This is a genomic window from Stenotrophomonas rhizophila, assembly GCF_003751305.1.
Taxonomy (GTDB): Bacteria; Pseudomonadota; Gammaproteobacteria; order Xanthomonadales; family Xanthomonadaceae; genus Stenotrophomonas; species Stenotrophomonas rhizophila_B.
In genome coordinates this window covers 1,216,722-1,233,993 of the sequence record NZ_RJKV01000001.1, presented here as the reverse complement: position 1 = coordinate 1,233,993, position 17,272 = coordinate 1,216,722, and the positions used below count along the sequence as shown (strand labels likewise).

Annotated in this window: 13 protein-coding genes; 2 read left to right on the top strand and 11 right to left on the bottom strand. The window is 67.1% G+C overall.

Features of this window, described 5'->3' with window-relative positions:
* Positions 1-93: 93 nt before the first annotated feature.
* Positions 94-1,219 (bottom strand): peptide chain release factor 2 gene (prfB, locus tag EDF74_RS05695; RefSeq protein WP_123729159.1). Its coding sequence is split into 2 segments (ribosomal slippage): positions 94-1,143 and positions 1,145-1,219, totalling 1,125 coding nucleotides; the frame shifts between segments, so codons are not numbered across the junction.
* 97 nt (positions 1,220-1,316) lie between these two features.
* Positions 1,317-2,186, bottom strand: coding sequence for a LytTR family DNA-binding domain-containing protein (locus EDF74_RS05690; protein WP_123729158.1), 870 nt, complete (start codon positions 2,184-2,186; stop codon positions 1,317-1,319).
* Positions 2,187-2,376: 190 nt separating this feature from the next.
* On the opposite strand from EDF74_RS05690, the gene EDF74_RS05685 reads away from it, so the two are divergent.
* Positions 2,377-3,390: a phosphatase PAP2 family protein gene (locus EDF74_RS05685; RefSeq protein WP_123729157.1), complete on the top strand. Its 1,014-nt coding sequence runs from the start codon at positions 2,377-2,379 to the stop codon at positions 3,388-3,390.
* Here the strand turns inward: EDF74_RS05685 and EDF74_RS05680 are convergent.
* Positions 3,329-6,208 (bottom strand): VIT domain-containing protein, encoded by a 2,880-nt coding sequence (locus tag EDF74_RS05680; protein WP_123729156.1) that lies wholly within the window; start codon positions 6,206-6,208, stop codon positions 3,329-3,331. The two genes, EDF74_RS05685 and EDF74_RS05680, sit on opposite strands and share 62 nt — an antisense overlap.
* 148 nt (positions 6,209-6,356) lie before the next feature.
* Between EDF74_RS05680 and EDF74_RS05675 the strand changes: the two genes are divergently transcribed.
* Positions 6,357-7,406, top strand: a complete 1,050-nt coding sequence (locus tag EDF74_RS05675; protein ID WP_123729155.1) for a DUF1176 domain-containing protein — start codon at positions 6,357-6,359, stop codon at positions 7,404-7,406.
* A gap of 39 nt (positions 7,407-7,445) precedes the next feature.
* On the opposite strand, the gene EDF74_RS05670 is transcribed toward EDF74_RS05675, so the two are convergent.
* The 8 genes from EDF74_RS05670 to dapB all read right to left on the bottom strand — a co-directional run bounded on the left by EDF74_RS05670 (position 7,446) and on the right by dapB (position 17,255).
* Complete coding sequence (locus EDF74_RS05670; protein WP_123729154.1) at positions 7,446-8,090, bottom strand: hypothetical protein; 645 nt, start codon at positions 8,088-8,090, stop codon at positions 7,446-7,448.
* Complete coding sequence (gene recJ / locus EDF74_RS05665; RefSeq protein WP_260232186.1) at positions 8,083-9,747, bottom strand: single-stranded-DNA-specific exonuclease RecJ; 1,665 nt, start codon at positions 9,745-9,747, stop codon at positions 8,083-8,085. Before recJ ends, EDF74_RS05670 begins: the two co-directional genes overlap by 8 nt.
* Positions 9,748-9,904: 157 nt before the next feature.
* On the bottom strand, positions 9,905-10,825 hold the full coding sequence (locus EDF74_RS05660; protein WP_123729152.1) for a phosphoglycerate mutase: 921 nt from the start codon (positions 10,823-10,825) through the stop codon (positions 9,905-9,907).
* Between the two features lie 5 nt (positions 10,826-10,830).
* The gene (gene greA, locus EDF74_RS05655) at positions 10,831-11,295 is read right to left on the bottom strand and encodes a transcription elongation factor GreA (RefSeq protein WP_183073734.1); all 465 of its coding nucleotides are present in this window, start codon (positions 11,293-11,295) and stop codon (positions 10,831-10,833) included.
* A gap of 8 nt (positions 11,296-11,303) precedes the next feature.
* On the bottom strand, positions 11,304-14,546 hold the full coding sequence (carB, locus tag EDF74_RS05650) for a carbamoyl-phosphate synthase large subunit (protein ID WP_123729151.1): 3,243 nt from the start codon (positions 14,544-14,546) through the stop codon (positions 11,304-11,306).
* A 54-nt stretch (positions 14,547-14,600) separates the two neighbouring features.
* The gene (locus EDF74_RS05645) at positions 14,601-15,158 is read right to left on the bottom strand and encodes a hypothetical protein (protein ID WP_428999133.1); all 558 of its coding nucleotides are present in this window, start codon (positions 15,156-15,158) and stop codon (positions 14,601-14,603) included.
* Positions 15,155-16,285, bottom strand: coding sequence for a glutamine-hydrolyzing carbamoyl-phosphate synthase small subunit (carA, locus tag EDF74_RS05640; protein ID WP_123729149.1), 1,131 nt, complete (start codon positions 16,283-16,285; stop codon positions 15,155-15,157). Before carA ends, EDF74_RS05645 begins: the two co-directional genes overlap by 4 nt.
* A gap of 229 nt (positions 16,286-16,514) precedes the next feature.
* On the bottom strand, positions 16,515-17,255 hold the full coding sequence (dapB, locus tag EDF74_RS05635) for a 4-hydroxy-tetrahydrodipicolinate reductase (protein WP_123729148.1): 741 nt from the start codon (positions 17,253-17,255) through the stop codon (positions 16,515-16,517).
* Between the last annotated feature and the right edge of the window lie 17 nt (positions 17,256-17,272).

Sequence of the window (17,272 nt, the reverse complement as noted above, 5' to 3'; positions counted from 1 at the left end):
GTCCCCGCCATCATGCCGATGGTCGGGGCGGAATGCGAAACCGGGCGTGGCCCGGGCACAACGGATCGGGGCCGCACGTGGCGGCCCCGACGGTCAGGCGTCGGTGCGTTTGGCACCCACGGCCAGGCCGGACTTCAGGCTGGCTTCGACGAATTCGTCGAGGTCGCCATCCAGCACCTTCTGCGTATCGGAGCGTTCGATGCCGGTGCGCAGGTCCTTGATACGGCTCTGGTCGAGCACGTAGTTGCGGATCTGGCTGCCCCAGCCGATGTCGGACTTGGTGGCTTCCACCGCGTCGCGCTCGGCGTTGCGCTTCTGGATTTCCAGCTCGTAGAGCTTGGCGGCCAGCATCTTCATCGCGTTGTCGCGGTTCTGGTGCTGGCTGCGGCCGGTCTGGCAGGCCACGACCGTGTTGGTCGGGATGTGCGTGATACGCACCGCCGATTCGGTCTTGTTGACGTGCTGACCACCCGCGCCGGAGGAGCGGTACACATCGGTACGCAGGTCGGCCGGGTTGATGTCGATTTCGATGTTGTCGTCGACTTCCGGCGACACGAACACCGAGGTGAAGCTGGTGTGGCGGCGGTTGTCCGAATCGAACGGCGACTTGCGCACCAGCCGGTGCACGCCGGTTTCGGTCTTCAGCCAGCCATAGGCGTAATCGCCTTCCACGCGCAGCGTGGCCGACTTGATGCCTGCGACGTCGCCGCCGGAGACTTCCATCAGCTCGGTCTTCCAGCCACGCGATTCGCACCAGCGCAGGTACATGCGCAGCAGGATTTCGGCCCAGTCCTGGGCTTCGGTACCGCCGGCACCGGCCTGGATGTCGACGAAGGCCGCCGCAGTATCCATCTGCCCGGAGAACATGCGCTGGAATTCCAGCTGTTCGACGTGCTTCTGGTACTTGTCCAGATCACTGACCACGGCCAGGGCGGTTTCTTCGTCCTGTTCGCTTTCGGCCAGTTCCAGCAGTTCGCCCGACTCGGTCAGGCCGTCGAGGATCGTGGCGATGCCGCCGACGGTCTTCTCCAGATTGGCGCGTTCGCGGCCAAGGTTCTGGGCGTACTCGGCGTTGTTCCAGATATCCGGGTTTTCCAGTTCCCGGGTTACTTCTTCCAGACGCTCTTTCTTGGCGTCGTAGTCAAAGATACCCCCTGAGCGAGAGCACGCGATCGGTGAGATCGGTGATGCGCTGGCGGACAGGATTGAGCTCGATCATGTCGGCGATTAATGCATGCGAAAAGACTGTCCATCATAGCCTATCCGGGGCTTGCCCGGCCAAGCCCGCGGGGTGCCGGCCCCCGTGCGCATTGACCTCACGCCGCCCCCTGCACGGCCAGCGCCTGCCGGAACGAGGGCAGCTGGCGGCGGCTGCACGGCACCCGGCCGCCATCGTCCATGTGCAGCAGGGCCTCGCCCCCGTCCAGCGGCTCGATCGAGACCAGGTGCCGCACGTTCACCAGCCAGCTGCGGTGGGCACGCACGAAGATCCCCGGATCCAGTCGCTCTTCCAGCGCCGCCATGGTGCTGCGCAGCGGGTAATCGTGCCCGCGCACCCGCAGATTGACGTAGTTGCCCGCGGCCTGGGCGTACTCGATATCACCGGTGGCGACCAGGAAGTCGCGGCCCAGCTTGCGCACCAGGAACCGCTCCGGACGCTCCACGGCGTCCACCGGGGGAGCATCGTCCGGCGCGGCCAGCAGATGCGCTTCGCCCTGCCGGCGCCGCCCGAACCAGCTGAAGAAGTGCTCGATCGCCACGAAGGTGAAGAAGGCACGGACATCCTTGAGGTACTCGTACAACAGGCGTACCGGCCAGGTGGCATCGTCCTGGTAGTGGTAGCCGAGCGCGGCATAGGCGAGATGGCGCAGCCCCATCATCCCGGTGACATGCACCAGCGACCACGCCACGCTGGCCAACAGATACAGCGGCAGCCGTCGTTTCCAGGTATCGGTGTGCAACGGCCAACGCTGGCAGCCCCACCACAGGACCGGCAGCGTCAGCAGGATCATCGTGACGCTGCTCAGCTCCCAGATCATCGGCTGCCACAGCCCCAGGTCTTCGCCACGGCGACCCGCATCCATCACTTCCACCAGCGCATTGGCTACCGCGGTGGTCAGCAGGATCACCGACCACACCAGCATCCGCGCACCCGGTCGCCACCGCGCGGCACGTCCGTTCGCCATTGAATCATCCATTTGCAAAGGGTCGTCAGGGTGTCTCATCCCCGCATGGTAGTGCGCCCCACCCGTCCCTTGGCGACCGCCATTCGTCACTTGGCGCGGCGTCGCCTGGTTGCGCCCTCTTTTCGGACTGCGCCGGCAGACGCTATCGTTGCCGGTGACGCGGGCGGTGGCCCGGCACTGAGGAATACGGATGTTCCAGACCCATTGGCATGTGTGGCTGCAGTCGTTCTTCGATGCAGCATGGATGTTGCCGCTCATGCGCTTTGTCAGCACGCTGGGCTACGAGTGGGCCTACGTCCTGCTGATCGTGGTGTGCGGCTTCGGGATACGCCTGCGTGCCGGGCTGGGCGTGATGTTCGCGGTGCTGCTGATGTCGATGGCCACGCACGCGATCAAGCAGGGTGCTGCCCTGCCCCGCCCCAGCGATGTCGACATCCACGTGCTGGACAAGGGCCGCCCTGGCCATGCACTGGTGGCCGATGGCGCTGCCGGATCGTTCTGGTCGCTGCCGACCGATGAAGCCATTGCAGCGTTGCGTGCGCAGCCGGATCCGGACTACGGGTTCATCAGTGGTCATGTGGGCGTGGCCACGGCGGCGATGACGGCGCTGGTGCTGTGCTTCTGCATCCGCAGCCGCGGCTGGCGGCTCGCCCTGTTGATCGGCTGGCCGCTGCTGATGGCGCTGTCACGCATGTACCTGGGCCGGCACTTCCTGTCCGATGTGCTGGGCGGCTGGCTGGTCGGAATGGCCTTGGGCTGGTTTGCCTGGCAGTGCCTGCCCACCCCCGCACATCACAATAGAACGCGTTACCTGCTCCTTGCCACGCTGGGCGTTGGGGTGACGGCAGCGGCGTTGACCGGCGACCTCGTCCCGGCAGACAGCGCGGGGCGTTACCTGGGTCTGATGCTGGTCTTTGCCTTCCTGCACTGGCGCGCCTGGCCGCTGGATCCGCACGCGCCGTGGCAGCGGATCGGGCGGGTGCTCGCCGTGATCGGGTTGTATCTCATCATCAGCCCGGTGCTTGAGGCGGTTGCCACTGCACTGGCACTGCCTGACACGGCGGTGGTGGAGGTAGTGTTCAACGCCATCGGCAACGCGGCGATCTTCATCGGCGGCATCGCCTTGGCGGGGTATTGGCCGCTCACTTCACCTCGAACTCCCCGACCAGCACCGTCTCCGCCTGGTCCTTCAACCGAAGCGTGACCTGCTGGTCGCGCTGGTCGCGGCTGCCCCACTTCGTGCTCAGGCGCAGCATCAACGTGGTGGCGCCGGTGACCAGCTGCTCGCGGCTGCCGAAGTAGTTCGCTTCGATCTTGTAGGTGCCGGGCTTGGCATCACGCAACGAGAACTGCTCCGGTCCATAGCCGCCGGTGAAGTCCTGCGACATCTGCCCGCCCTGGTAGGTCAGCCGGTTGCCGTAGTAGGCGCGCTCGCCATTGGGATCGGTGACCCACAGGTCCATGTCGCTGTTGTCGCTGTCCCAGCTCAGCACCACGCGCAGGTCCAGCGGCATCGCACGGCGCAGGCGCGGGTCGATGGCCGAGGCGTCGACGCGCTCGCGTGCGATCAGTCGGGTCAGTTCATCCAGCGCGATCAGCGAGATGCCGTCGAAGCGACCATCCCACGGGCGCACCACCACTTCATACAGCGATGCCACCGCCGCCTGGTACTGCCCGGCTGCTTCCAGCGCCAAGCCGAGGTCACGGAAACTCTGCGGCTCCTCCTCTCCCATCGCCAACACCTGCCGGAACACCGGCACAGCCAGCGCCGGCGCCTTGGCCTGCATCAGGCGATAACCAAGCACGCGCAGCACGTGGCGGTTTTCCAGGTCCATCTCGGCGAGGTTGGAGAGCACGCGCAGCGCGAGATCACGCTGTCCGCTGGCCAGCAGGAGATCGGCCACGTCCAGATAGAAGGCGCTGCTACCAGCGTGCTGTTCGCGCTCCTGCAGATACAGCGGATACAGCTGCGCCGGCGTGGCGTGGCGCAGACGGCGCGCGTAGGGCGAGTCGGGCGCCCACGGCGCCAGGGTCAGGGTGATCTGCCCGCGGTTGGCTTTGGGGGCCGATTTGGCGAGGCGCTCGCTCGAGGCGTCGGCCTGGTCCGCGACCAACGAAGCCGTCATCTCCACCCTGTCCAAGGCCATCGAAGCCGAAGGCGCCGGCGGTGGCGGCGCCATCGCCATGGCGACCGGTGCGGCGACGGACCGCGATTCCGGCTTGGGCCGCGGCGGCGCACCCTTGGGCCAGCGCGTGTTCCACCACTGTTCGCGCTCGGCGAACTGGCGGGCGATGCCATCCAGGCGGCGCTTCCGCTCGCTTGCCACATCCGCCACCGTCAACGCATGGCGCTGGTCGTAGGCCGCGCGCAACGGGGCCGGCGGACGGATGCCGTAGCGCAGGTAATCCTCCAGCGTCTCCAGCACCAGCAAGGACGTATCGGCGGTCACCACGCCGAACCGCTCCGCCAGCGCTTGGGCGTCCTGCGCCCTCGCGGGGTCCGCCGCCAGGGCTGCCAAGCGGGCATTCGCCCACGCGTGGGCGACCAGGCCGCCTTCCGCCCCCCGTGCGTTCGCGACGTTGAGGGTGATCGGCTGCGGATCGCTGCCGCCACCGCGCAGAGACAGCAGCACCGTCGCATCGGGACGCAGCACACGACCGGTGACACGGATCCAGCCCTGTGTGGCGCTGGAGACATCCACGCCCACGTCCTCCACGCCGCGTCCCACGACATCGGCCACGTCGACCGGCTGCTGGAGCAGCAGCGGCATCACGCTTGGCACCTCCGCCTCGCTACTCACCTGCAGCAGCTGACCGTGATGGGCGCTGGTCCAGGCGCGCAGGCGCGGCGTGTCGGTCTTCGCACCGGCGCTGCTCAGCGCATACAGGCGTTGATCGGGCGACAGCGTGGGCAGCGTCTGGCTGCCGTAGTTGGCCAGGCCATCGCTGACCAGCAGGTACTCGCCGATGGCCGGGTTCGGCATCCAGTCGCCCAGTGCACTGGCGCCATCGTTGGGCAGTGCCTGCAGGTACTCGCGCAGTGCTGACCAGTCGCCTTTGTTGACGGTGAACTCCCGCGGCGTTTCGCTGCGGTCACGCAGCACGGTCAACTGGACCTGACCGGTGCCGAGGGCGTTGAAGTAGCGATCCAGCACCGCCAGTTCGGCCGCGCGGTCGCGTGACCCTGCCGAGCCCGACGCGTCCCAGAGCAGGCCGATGCGCCGAGGCAGAACGCGCGGCGCAGTGGACGCACGCACCGGCACGCTGGCCAGCAGATAGCGCTGCCCCTCATGCAGACCGGTGACCACGTCAGTGCTGCGCGCGAGCGGAAGGTTCCACTGCAGCTGTGCAGGCAGATCCGCGCCCCGCCCCTGCCACTGCGCCGCATAGACGCCGGTCTTCACTGTGAATCCCAGTGGATTGGCGCCCACGGCGACCGGCTTGCCCGTCCCGCTCGCCTCGAGCTTCACCGTCACCTGCTCGGCCTGGCGTGCGAAGAACACGGGCAGTGACCACTGCAGGCCCTGCGGAACGGTCGACAGGCTGTCGCGCAGCACCAGACGGACGCGACGCTCACCACGCGCCGGGATGGGATAGAGCCGCAGCCGGAACTGATTGCCGGCGGTCTGTTCCAGCAGCCCCGGATCCACCTGGCGGCGCTCGATCGCCTCGAACACCTGGCGGCCCTGCGCCTTGGGGACCGGCACCGCGTCGCGCAGCTCACCGTCGATATCCAGTGCGAACCCGGCCACCTGTTGGCCCGCGGCCAGCGGGAATGCCAGCTGCCCTTCCAGCACCCGCGCGTTGGGATTGTGGAAGGTCAACTCGATCGTGGTTTCACCCAGCCCCGCCATGACACGGCTGTCGATACGGGCCTCGGTCAGCCGCACCGGCACCTCGGCGCCGGCCACCTGCAGGATCGGTGGTCGTGGCGGCGGCAACCGCCGCGGCTGGGCGTGCACGCTGGGCAGCTGCCAGCACAGCAGCGCGAGCAGACCGATACTGCGCAGTGCGAGTCCCATGTGACGCTCCTGATCCGATGACACCTCATTGAACGCACGGCGCACGAGAACGGGGTTGAGCGGCGGCAATCGCCTGTTCCGGTCATGGACGCCTCATCCGTGCTGGGCCAAGATCGCCCTCCACGGATTGATGGACCAAGGATGCCGCATGCGCCTGTTGTTGACCGCCCCGCTGTTGATGGGGCTCACCCTGCCCGGTTACGCCGCCGCCCCCATCGAGGGCGTGACGTTCACCCACCACGACTGGACGCTGGCCTGCGACAACACCCGTACCTGCCGCGCCGCCGGTTATCAGGCCGACGACAATGGCGGCGACCCGGTCTCGATCCTGCTCACCCGCGCGGGCGGGCCGGACCAGCCGGTGCAGGCTGAGCTGATGCTCGGCCAATACGACGACAACACCGCCACCCGGCGGCTCAGCCTGCAGATCAACGGCACCTCGCTGGGCCCGATGCAGTTCGATGCCGCCGATGGCACCGCCACCTTTTCCGCAAAGCAGCTCGCTGCCCTGCTTACCTCGCTCACACGCAACAGCCGCATCGAGCTGATCGGCGACGATGGCGCGCGCTGGACGGTCTCTGATCAGGGCGCCTCGGCCGTGCTGTTGAAGATGGATGCGTTCCAGGGTCGCCTTGGCACACCCGGCGCGTTGACGCGCAAGGGCTCCCTCGCCGAATCCTCGGTGCCGCCCGCACTGCCGGTGCCGGTCGTGCAGCTGGGCAAGCCGGTGGCAACCCGCCCGGCGGACACCGCGCTGGCCGCATCACCGGCGCTGCGTGCCGCCCTCACAGCAGTGACTTCAGCCGACGATTGCGAAGCGCTGGGACCCAGCGGCAGCCTGTCACCCGGCGAGGAACCCGAAGCGCTGACGGTGCAGCGGCTCAGCGCCGACAAACTGCTGGTCTCGCTGAGCTGCTGGCGCGGCGCGTACAACACCGGTGGCGGCTATTGGGTGATCAACGACCGCGCGCCGTACCAGCCGCGGCTGGTCACCACGGCAGCGGTCGGTGATGAGGTCCGCACCATCCAGGAGGCGCACAAGGGCCGTGGCCTTGGCGATTGCTGGTACTCCACCACCTGGGGCTGGACCGGCACGCAGTTCGTCAGGACCGCCGACAGCAGTACCGGGTTGTGCCGCCTGGTGTCCGCCGGTGGCGCTTGGGAAATGCCGACGCTGGTGACCAAGGTGCAGGAGTAAACCACTCGATCGACGCGATCACCGTTGATCCGGCGATGCTCAGTCGTCGCCGTCTTCCCAGCCGTCGAAGGGGAACAGCGCGGGAAGAATCGTTTCCATGACCGCCATGCTCTGCATCACGGCGTGGTCGGCCGAGTATGGGCGCGAGAATACGGCGTGATGTGCGTGCACAGGCCTGTCCGGTGCGCTGGACAGATGTTCGACGTAGGCGGCCAGCAGGCGTTGCGCGGCCTGTTGGCGATCCGTCCCCTCCGGCGCCACACGCAGCGCTGCATGCACGGGACGCAACGCGGCCGAATCGGGCAGCTGGCAGGTATACGCCAGCGTACCGGTCTGATCGTCGGCATCCCGGTAGTCGTCCGGGTCGTCCGAAGGCTGGTAGGCCGTGGCCACGCAGCGGGTCCTGCTCAGCCGCGCCATCACCGCGGCAACCGCATCGTCGACTGTGATCGGACCGGTGGACGCGCCGTCTCCGCCCTCGATCCGTGCGGCCAGTTCCTGCCGCAACAACCATGCCACGCTCTGGCGCGAGCCTTCCAGGTCGGGGAATTCGAATCCCTCGCGGGCGGAGAGTTCGGTGCGTGCGGTCTGGTCACCCTGCAGCACGATGCGGCTCTGCAGATCGAAACGTTCGATGGGCGACAGGCGCAGGTGGGTCTGCGCGGTGCGGCTCAGGTCAGGCATCCGCGCAGTGCTCCACGATCAGCTGGATCGCGCCGCCGCCCCGATAGTCATCGCTGACCAGCCGGTAGGCAATATGCACCTCGTTGGCCGGCGCATTGCCGGTCCACCCACTGAAGTGGATGGCGCTGACCGGCTCGGCACGGCCCGGCACGCGCAGACTCAGCTTCAGGTGCTTCTCTTTGAGCACCTGCCAGCGCGCGACCTGGAAGTGACCATCGAACAAGGGCTCCGGGAAGCCCTGCCCCCACGGCCCGGCCAGACGCAGCGCCTCGGCATGGGCGAAATCCAGCTCCTGCGGCAACAGCTCGCCATCGGTCAGCAGCAGCTGCTGCAGCGACAGCGGATCCAGCGTGCGCTCCACCACGTCCACGAAGGCCTGCTCGAACGCGGCCAGCTGCGCGTGCGGCAGGCTCAGGCCCGCAGCCATGGCGTGGCCACCGAATTTGTCGATCAGACCCGGGTGCGCCGCATTGACCAAGGCCAGCGCGTCGCGGATATGGAAGCCGGGAATCGAGCGCGCCGAGCCACGCAGCGAATCGCCGCCGGGCTCTGAAGGTGCGAACGCGATCACCGGCCGGTGCAGCCGATCCTTCATCTTGGACGCCACCAGCCCGACCACGCCGGGATGCCATTCGGCATCGAACAGGCAGGCCGCAACCGGGCGCACGCCCTCGGCGCTGAGCACTGCACGGGACACTGCCAGCTCCGCGTCGTCGGTCATCAACTGCTGGACCGCACGGCGCTCGGTGTTGATCGACTCCAGCGTCGTGGCGATCTCACGCGCGTGGGCGCGGTCTTCGGTGAGCAGCAGCTCGATGCCCAGCGCCATGTCTTCCAGCCGGCCAGCGGCGTTCAACCGTGGGCCGAGCGCGAAACCGATGTCACTGCCGGTCAGCCGCGAGGCGTCACGCCCGCTGGCTTCGATCAGCGCCTGCAGGCCGACGCAGCCCTTGCCGCTGCGCAGCCGGCGCAGGCCGGCCGAGACCAGGGCGCGGTTGTTGTCATCCAGCGCGACCAGATCGGCGACCGTACCCACCGCGACCAGGTCCAGCAGGGTCAGCAGGTCCGGCTCTGGTGCCGTGGCATACGCACCCTGCTCGCGCAGGTGGCGGCGCAACGCCATCAATACATAGAAGATCACCCCGACGCCGGCCAGTGCCTTGCTGGGGAACGCATCGCCGCTGATGTTGGGGTCGACGATGGCATCGGCCGGCGGCAGATGTTCGCCCGGCAGATGGTGATCGGTGACCAGCACCTTCCAGCCCAGTGCCTTGGCCGCGTTGACGCCAGCGTGGCAGGCGATGCCATGGTCGACGGTGACCAGCAGGCCTGGATTGAGCGGGGCCAGTTCGGCCACCAGCGATGGCGACAACCCATAGCCATGCAGCATGCGGTTGGGTACCGCGTGCACCACATCGTGCGCGCCGAGCATGCGCAGACCGCGCACCCCGACCGCACAGGCGGTGGCACCATCACAGTCGAAATCGCCGACGATCAGGATGCGTTCGTTGTTGGCGATCGCATCGGCCAGCAGCGTTACCGCGGCCTGCATGCTGCCCAGCAGATCCGGCGCATGCAGCTGGGCCAGCTTCGGCTGGGCCTGCGCAGCATCGGTCACCCCGCGTGCGGCGTACAACCGCTGCAGCAACGGCAACATGGATGACGGCCACTCGCTGACGGCGGCGGCAGGACGGCGCTGGATACGGGGTGCTTCAGACTGGGTCAAAACAGGCTCGATCGATGACGTTCGCGAGCATGATACCGCCCCGCTACCGGTAGAGCCGGCCGCTGGCCGGCTGTCCTTCGCGACGCACTCAGAGGTCGTGCAGCTGCAGCGGCTTCTTCCAGAACCGCCAGCGCTGGGTCTTGTCGATCTCCACGCGGGCGCCGTCCTCGAAATCCAGCACCAGACGCTTCAATTCCCCGCGCGTGATCGCCGCCAGCAACGGGCGGATCGCCTCATTGCCCAGCTGTTCCAGCGAACGCAGCTGACGCAGGTCCACCAGGGCATCCACCGTCTGCTCGCCATCGGCCTGCAGACCCGCAGCCTTGGCCAGCGCCTGCAGCAGCGCATCGCGGCTGCGGACCTGGGCATGCGCGGTGGTCACACGCTCGGGCAGCTCGCCGCCGCCCCAGAACCACAGCGAGTTGATCGCACGTTTGCCGTCGGCCACGCGCTGCTGGTTCCACTCGTGCTGGTGCAACACCACCTGCGCTTCGGTCAGCAGAGCGCGCCAACGGCGGCCCGCATCGCCTTCAGGCAGATGGGCAAACAGATCATCGCCGAGCACTTCATCGGGCTCGGCGAAGAAGGGCAGCGTGGTGCCTGGCGGCAGGCGCAGATACCAGCGCGACGGCACCGGTGCATCCAGCACGAAGCCGTAGCCGGCAAACAACGGCTGCAACGCGGGCAGCAGCTGCATCACATCGGCCAGATCGGGGCGCAGGGTATCCCCGTGCCCCATCAGGCGTGCGCCATGCATGTCCGGCACCACATTGGCCGGATCCGCCCGCAGCCACACGGATTGGTCGGCATCGCCGACATCCAGCTCACGGGTCAGGGCTGCCGCGGACCACGCGTCCGGCTGCGTCTGGAAATGCCGACGCAGTTGGGCGCGTTCGCCTGCCTCGGCGCTGCGGCGCTGCGCACGCCCCAGCGCCTTGGCGACGTCATCAGGCAACGGCGCCGCCGGAAACCGGCTGCGCGCCGGCAGCAACAACGTCGCCGTGGCCATCGCCGTCAGTCCAGGTACTGGACGCTGACGATTTCGTACTCGCGCTGGCCGGCCGGTGCGTCGATGGTGACCGCATCGCCTTCCAGCTTGCCGATCAAGGCACGGGCCAGCGGCGAGGAGATCGCGATCAGGCCCAGCTTGATGTCCGCTTCCAGGTCGCCAACGATCTGGTAGCGCTTCTCTTCATCATTCTCCACGTCCGACAGCTCGACCGTGGCGCCGAACACCACCTTGCTGCCGGCGTTGAGCTTGGTGATGTCGATGATCTCGGCATGCGAAAGCTCACCTTCCAGCTGCTTGATGCGGCCTTCGATGAAGCCCTGCTCTTCGCGCGCGGCGTGGTACTCGGCGTTCTCTTTCAGATCGCCGTGCTCGCGCGCTTCGGCGATCGCCGCGATGACCTTCGGGCGCTTGACCGACTTCAGGTGGTCAAGCTCTTCGCGCAGACGCTGCGCGCCCTTCAGGGTGATCGGTGCTCTCATGCGTTCAACTCCTTGTGCAGTTCCTGCAGCGACCAGACGGGGCCGGTACCGCGGAATTCCAGTGATTGCACCAGCGCCATGGCGCCGGCGATGGTGGTCGAATAGGTCACGCGATGCTGAAGCGCTTCGCGACGGATCGAGAACGAGTCATTGATCGCCGCACGACCTTCGGTCGTGTTGACGATGTAGACGATCTCGCCGTTCTTGATCGAATCGACGATGTGCGGACGGCCTTCGACCACCTTGTTGACGATTTCGCAGGTCATGCCGTGCTCCTGCAGCCACGCGCCGGTGCCACGGGTGGCGACCAGGGTGTAGCCGCGCTCGACCAGTGCCTTGGCGACCGGCAGCACGCGCTTCTTGTCTGGATCACGGACCGACACGAACGCCTTGCCCAACGGCGGTGCCTTGATGCCACCGGCTTCCTGCGCACGCGCGAAGGCGGCGCTGAAGCTGCGGCCTACGCCCATCACCTCACCGGTGGAGCGCATCTCCGGCCCGAGGATCGGATCGACGCCCTGGAACTTGGCGAACGGGAAGATCGCTTCCTTGACCGAGTAGTAGCCCGGCACGATTTCCTTGGTCGCGCCCTGCTCGGCCAGCGTCTTGCCGGCCATGCAGCGCGCGGCGATCTTGGCCAGCGGCATGCCGGTGGCCTTGGAGACGAACGGCACGGTGCGCGAGGCACGCGGGTTCACTTCCAGCAGGTAGACGATGTCTTCGCCGTTCTCACCCGTCTGGATCGCGAACTGGGTATTCATCAGGCCGACCACGTTCAGGGCCTTGGCCAGCTCGACCACCTGGCGACGCAGCTCGGCCTGGGTTTCAGCCGACAGCGAGTACGGCGGCAGCGAGCAGGACGAATCGCCCGAATGCACGCCGGCTTCTTCGATGTGCTCCATCACGCCGCCGATCAGCACGTTGCCGTCCTTGTCGGCAATGATGTCCACGTCCACTTCCACCGCGTTGTCCAGGAAGCGGTCCAGCAGCACCGGCGAATCGTTGGAGACCTTCACCGCGTCGCGGACGTAGCGCGCCAGATCGGATTCACCGTAGACGATCTCCATCGCGCGGCCGCCCAGCACGTAGCTCGGGCGCACCACCAGCGGGTAGCCGATCTCGCGGGCCAGCAGCAGGGCTTCCTGGTCGTTGCGGGCGATGCGGTTTGGCGGCTGCTTCAGGCCGAGCTTGTCGACCAGCTGCTGGAAACGCTCGCGGTCTTCGGCCAGATCGATGGAGTCCGGCGAGGTGCCGATCACCGGCACGCCGTTGGCTTCCAGCGCGCGCGCCAGCTTCAGCGGGGTCTGGCCACCGTACTGCACGATCACGCCCTTCGGCTGCTCCAGCTCGACGATTTCCAGCACGTCTTCCAGCGTCAGCGGCTCGAAGTACAGGCGGTCGGAGGTGTCGTAATCGGTGGAGACGGTTTCCGGGTTGCAGTTGACCATGATGGTTTCAAAGCCATCATCGCGCAGCGCCAGCGCGGCGTGCACGCAGCAGTAGTCGAACTCGATGCCCTGGCCGATGCGGTTAGGACCGCCGCCCAGGATCATGATCTTGTCGCGGTTGCTCGGCGCCGCTTCGCACTCGTCCTCATAGGTCGAGTACAGGTACGCGGTGCTGGTGGCGAACTCGGCGGCGCAGGAATCTACGCGCTTGTACACCGGGCGCACCTTGTGGGCACGACGCAGCGCGCGCACGGCCGCTTCGTTGGTGCCGGTCAGCTCGGCCAGGCGGGCGTCGGAGAAACCGGCGCGCTTGAGCTTGCGCAGGCGCACGGCGTCCAGCGCATCGATGCCGTCGGCGGCCACCTCGGCCTCGGCCTGGATGATTTCTTCGATCTGGTCCAGGAACCACGGGTCGATGTGCGACAGCGCGAAGACGTCTTCCACGCTGAAGCCGGCGCGGAATGCATCACCCACGAAGAACAGGCGCTCCGGGCCCGGGGCCTTGAGCTCGCGCTTGATGGTGGTGATGTCGTCTTCGTTGGACAGGTCCAGACCGGTCGGGTCCAGGCCGATCTTGCCGGTTTCCAGGCCACGCAGCGCCTTCTGCAGCGACTCCTGGAAGGTGCGGCCCATCGCCATCACCTCGCCCACCGACTTCATCTGGGTGGTCAGGCGCGCATCGGCCGCCGGGAACTTCTCGAAGGCGAAGCGCGGGATCTTGGTGACGACGTAATCGATCGACGGCTCGAACGAGGCCGGGGTCAGGCCGCCGGTGATTTCGTTCTTCAATTCGTCCAGGGTGTAACCCACGGCCAGCTTGGCCGCGACCTTGGCGATCGGGAAGCCGGTGGCCTTGGAGGCCAGCGCCGAGGAACGCGACACGCGCGGGTTCATTTCGATCACCACCACGCGGCCGGTGGTCGGGCTGATGCCGAACTGCACGTTCGAGCCGCCGGTATCCACGCCGATCTTGCGCAGCACGGCGATGGAGGCATCGCGCAGGCGCTGGTATTCCTTGTCGGTCAGGGTCTGGGCCGGGGCCACGGTGATCGAGTCACCGGTATGCACGCCCATCGGGTCCAGGTTCTCGATCGAGCAGACGATGATGCAGTTGTCGGCGGTGTCACGCACCACCTCCATCTCGAATTCCTTCCAGCCCAGCACCGACTCTTCCACCAGCACTTCGGTGGTCGGCGACAGTTCCAGGCCGCGGGTGACGATGTCGATCAGCTCTTCGCGGTTGTAGGCGATGCCGCCACCGCTGCCGCCCAGGGTGAAGCTGGGGCGGATGATGGTCGGGTACCCGACGCGGGTCTGGATGTCGATCGCTTCTTCAAGCGTGTGCGCGACCGCAGCGGACGGGCACTCCAGGCCGATTTCACCCATGGCCACGCGGAACAGCTCGCGGTCTTCTGCCATGCGGATCGCATCGCGCTTGGCGCCGATCAGCTCGACGTTGTACTTCTCCAGCACACCGTTGTCGGCCAGGTCCAGCGCGCAGTTCAGCGCGGTCTGGCCACCCATGGTCGGCAGCAGCGCATCGGGCTTTTCCTTGGCGATGATCTTCTCGACCGTCTGCCAGTTGATCGGCTCGATGTAGACGGCATCGGCCATCTCCGGGTCGGTCATGATGGTGGCCGGATTGCTGTTGACCAGCACCACGCGGTAACCCTCGTCGCGCAGTGCCTTGCAGGCCTGCGCGCCAGAGTAGTCGAACTCACAGGCCTGGCCGATGACGATCGGGCCAGCACCGATGATGAGGATGGTTTTAAGGTCAGTGCGCTTGGGCATTGTCTTCTCTAAGTCTGGACAGCGAGGCAGATGGGGGTGATCGCACGCTGTCGATCAGGAAATATCGTCGGGGTTCAGCGCGATCCGGCACTGGTCCTGCAGTCCTTTCGCCAGCTGCACGCCGATGTCGTCGGGCAGCTCCGATTCGATATCGAGCGTGGCGATGAAGCGGGTGTAGGCCGGGCTGCCCAGGAACGCAGCCACCTCGGCGCGCTCCTTTTCACTCAGGTCCACGTTGGCCTTTTCGGCGATGGTCGATGGATTCGCACCGGCGAAGGCCGAGGACAGACCCTTGCCCGCCGGGGTAGCCAGGAAGCGGGACCACTCGGCCATGACCTGATCGCCATCATTGCCGAGACCGTCGATCACCGAACGGCGGAACTGCGCGTCGAGCAGCGTCTGGATCGGGGCATGCGCGCACTGGCGATCGGCCTCGGGCAGCGCATTGAGCGCCGGCACGTTATCGACCATCAGTTTGGCCATATCCGTGCCCAGCGTGCCCAGGCTCAGCTTCTGTACGACCGCCTGCACCTGCGCATCGGTCGCCGGCGCGGCCTGGGCCACGCCGGCAAGGCACAACAGCGAGAGCAGCAGCGCGGGGCTGCGCATCACGCCTTGGCCTCGGCCATCAGAGTCACGAAACGGTCGAACAGCGGACCGACATCGTGCGGGCCCGGCGAGGCTTCCGGGTGACCCTGGAACGAGAACGCCGGCACGTCCGTGCGCGCGATGCCCTGGTTGGTGCCGTCGAACAGCGAACGGTGGGTCACGCGCAGGTTGGCCGGCAGCGAGGCCTCATCGACCGCGAAACCATGGTTCTGCGAGGTGATCATCACGCGGCCACCGTCCAGGTCCTGGACCGGGTGGTTGGCGCCGTGGTGGCCATGGCCCATCTTGACCGTCTTCGCACCGGAGGCCAGCGCCAGCAGCTGGTGACCCAGGCAGATGCCGAAGACCGGCACCTTCTTCTCAAGGAAGGTCTTGATCGCGGCGATGGCGTAGTCGCACGGTTCCGGATCGCCCGGGCCGTTGGACAGGAACACGCCATCCGGGTTCATCGCCAGCACTTCGGCAGCCGGGGTCTGCGCCGGCACCACGGTCAGCTCGCAGCCACGCTCGGCCAGCATGCGCAGGATGTTCAGCTTCGCACCGAAGTCATAGGCCACCACCTTGAAGCGCGGTGCGGCGTTGACGAAGGCGTTGCTGTCCAGATCCAGCTGGCCCTCGCTCCAGGTGTAACGCTTGTCGGTGCTGACCACCTTGGCCAGATCCATGCCCTTCAGGCCCGGGAATTTACGCGCCGCTTCCAGCGCCGTCTCCACGTTCAGCCCTTCGCCGGCCATCAGCGCACCGTTCTGGGCGCCGCGCTCGCGCAGGATGCGGGTCAGCTTGCGGGTATCGATGCCGGAGATGGCCACCACGCCGCGCTGGATCAGCCAATCCTGCAGCGACACCTGGCTGCGCCAGTTGCTCGGGCGGCGCGGCACATCGCGCACGATCAGGCCGGCCGACCACACCTTGGCCGCTTCATCGTCCTGGTCGGTCATGCCGGTGTTGCCGATATGCGGGTAGGTCAGCGTGACCATCTGCCGGGCGTAGGAAGGATCGGTCAACACTTCCTGATAGCCGGTCATGGCGGTGTTGAACACCACCTCACCGACGGACAGGCCGGGCGCGCCTACGGATTCGCCCTCGAATACGGTGCCGTCTTCGAGGACGAGGATTGCGGCTTGGGTCACGGAAATCTCACTTTGGCTACCGAGGGGTCACCGAAGTCACGCCTGCGCTTCACGAAAAAGCGGCTGCAAAAAAGCGCGGACTGCGGTTCTGGACCGGTCCGGCTGTCGTGATTCGGCGAGCGGGAATTGTAAAGGGAAGCCGGGTGCGACGCCAGTATCCGCGTGCAATTGCCCTGGTCAGCCTGACGGAAGGCGCAGCGCCGGTTCAGGCGCGCGCCTTCCTGCCCATTCAGACGGCAGGCGGCGGCGTGGCCCCGTCCAGCAGATCGCGGACCCGGTAGCTGCCCGGCGCGCGGCCCGGCAGCTGGCTGGCGGCGAACAGGGCGCCACGGGCGAAGATGTCGCGGTTGGTGGCCCGGTGGGTCAGCTCGATGCGCTCCCCCAGTCCGGTGAACTGGACCAGGTGCTCGCCGACGATGTCGCCGGCACGAAGACTGGCGTACTGCGGCTTCGCGCCCCCCTTCTCCGCCGCCGCACCCAGGGTCAGGGCCGTGCCGGAGGGCGCGTCCTTCTTCTGGGTGTGGTGGGATTCGACGATGTCGCAGTCCCAGCCGGCCAGTGCAGCGGCAGCCCGCTCGACCAGCTCGTCCAGCACCGCCACGCCCAGGCTGAAGTTGGAGGCCCAGACCAGCGGAATCCGGCCCGCCGCCTGGATCAGCGCCTGGCGCTGCGCCTCGCTGACGCCGGTGGTGCCGGACACGAAGCCGGCACCGCGCTCCACGCACAGCGCCAGCACCGGATCGAATCCCTCGGGCAGGCTGAAATCGATGGCGACATCGAACTGGGGGGCACCGGCCAGCTCGCTGCTGGCGAAATGCGGCACGCCCTCGACCACGCGCTGGGCCGGCGAGCGGCGGGTGACCGCAGCCACGACCTGCAGGGCGGGGGTGTCGGCGGCAAGGCGGAGCAGTGCCTGGCCCATTCGGCCGGAGGCACCGTGGATGAGCAAACGTAGGGGAGTGGTAGTCATGCCCGCAGGCTAGCGGG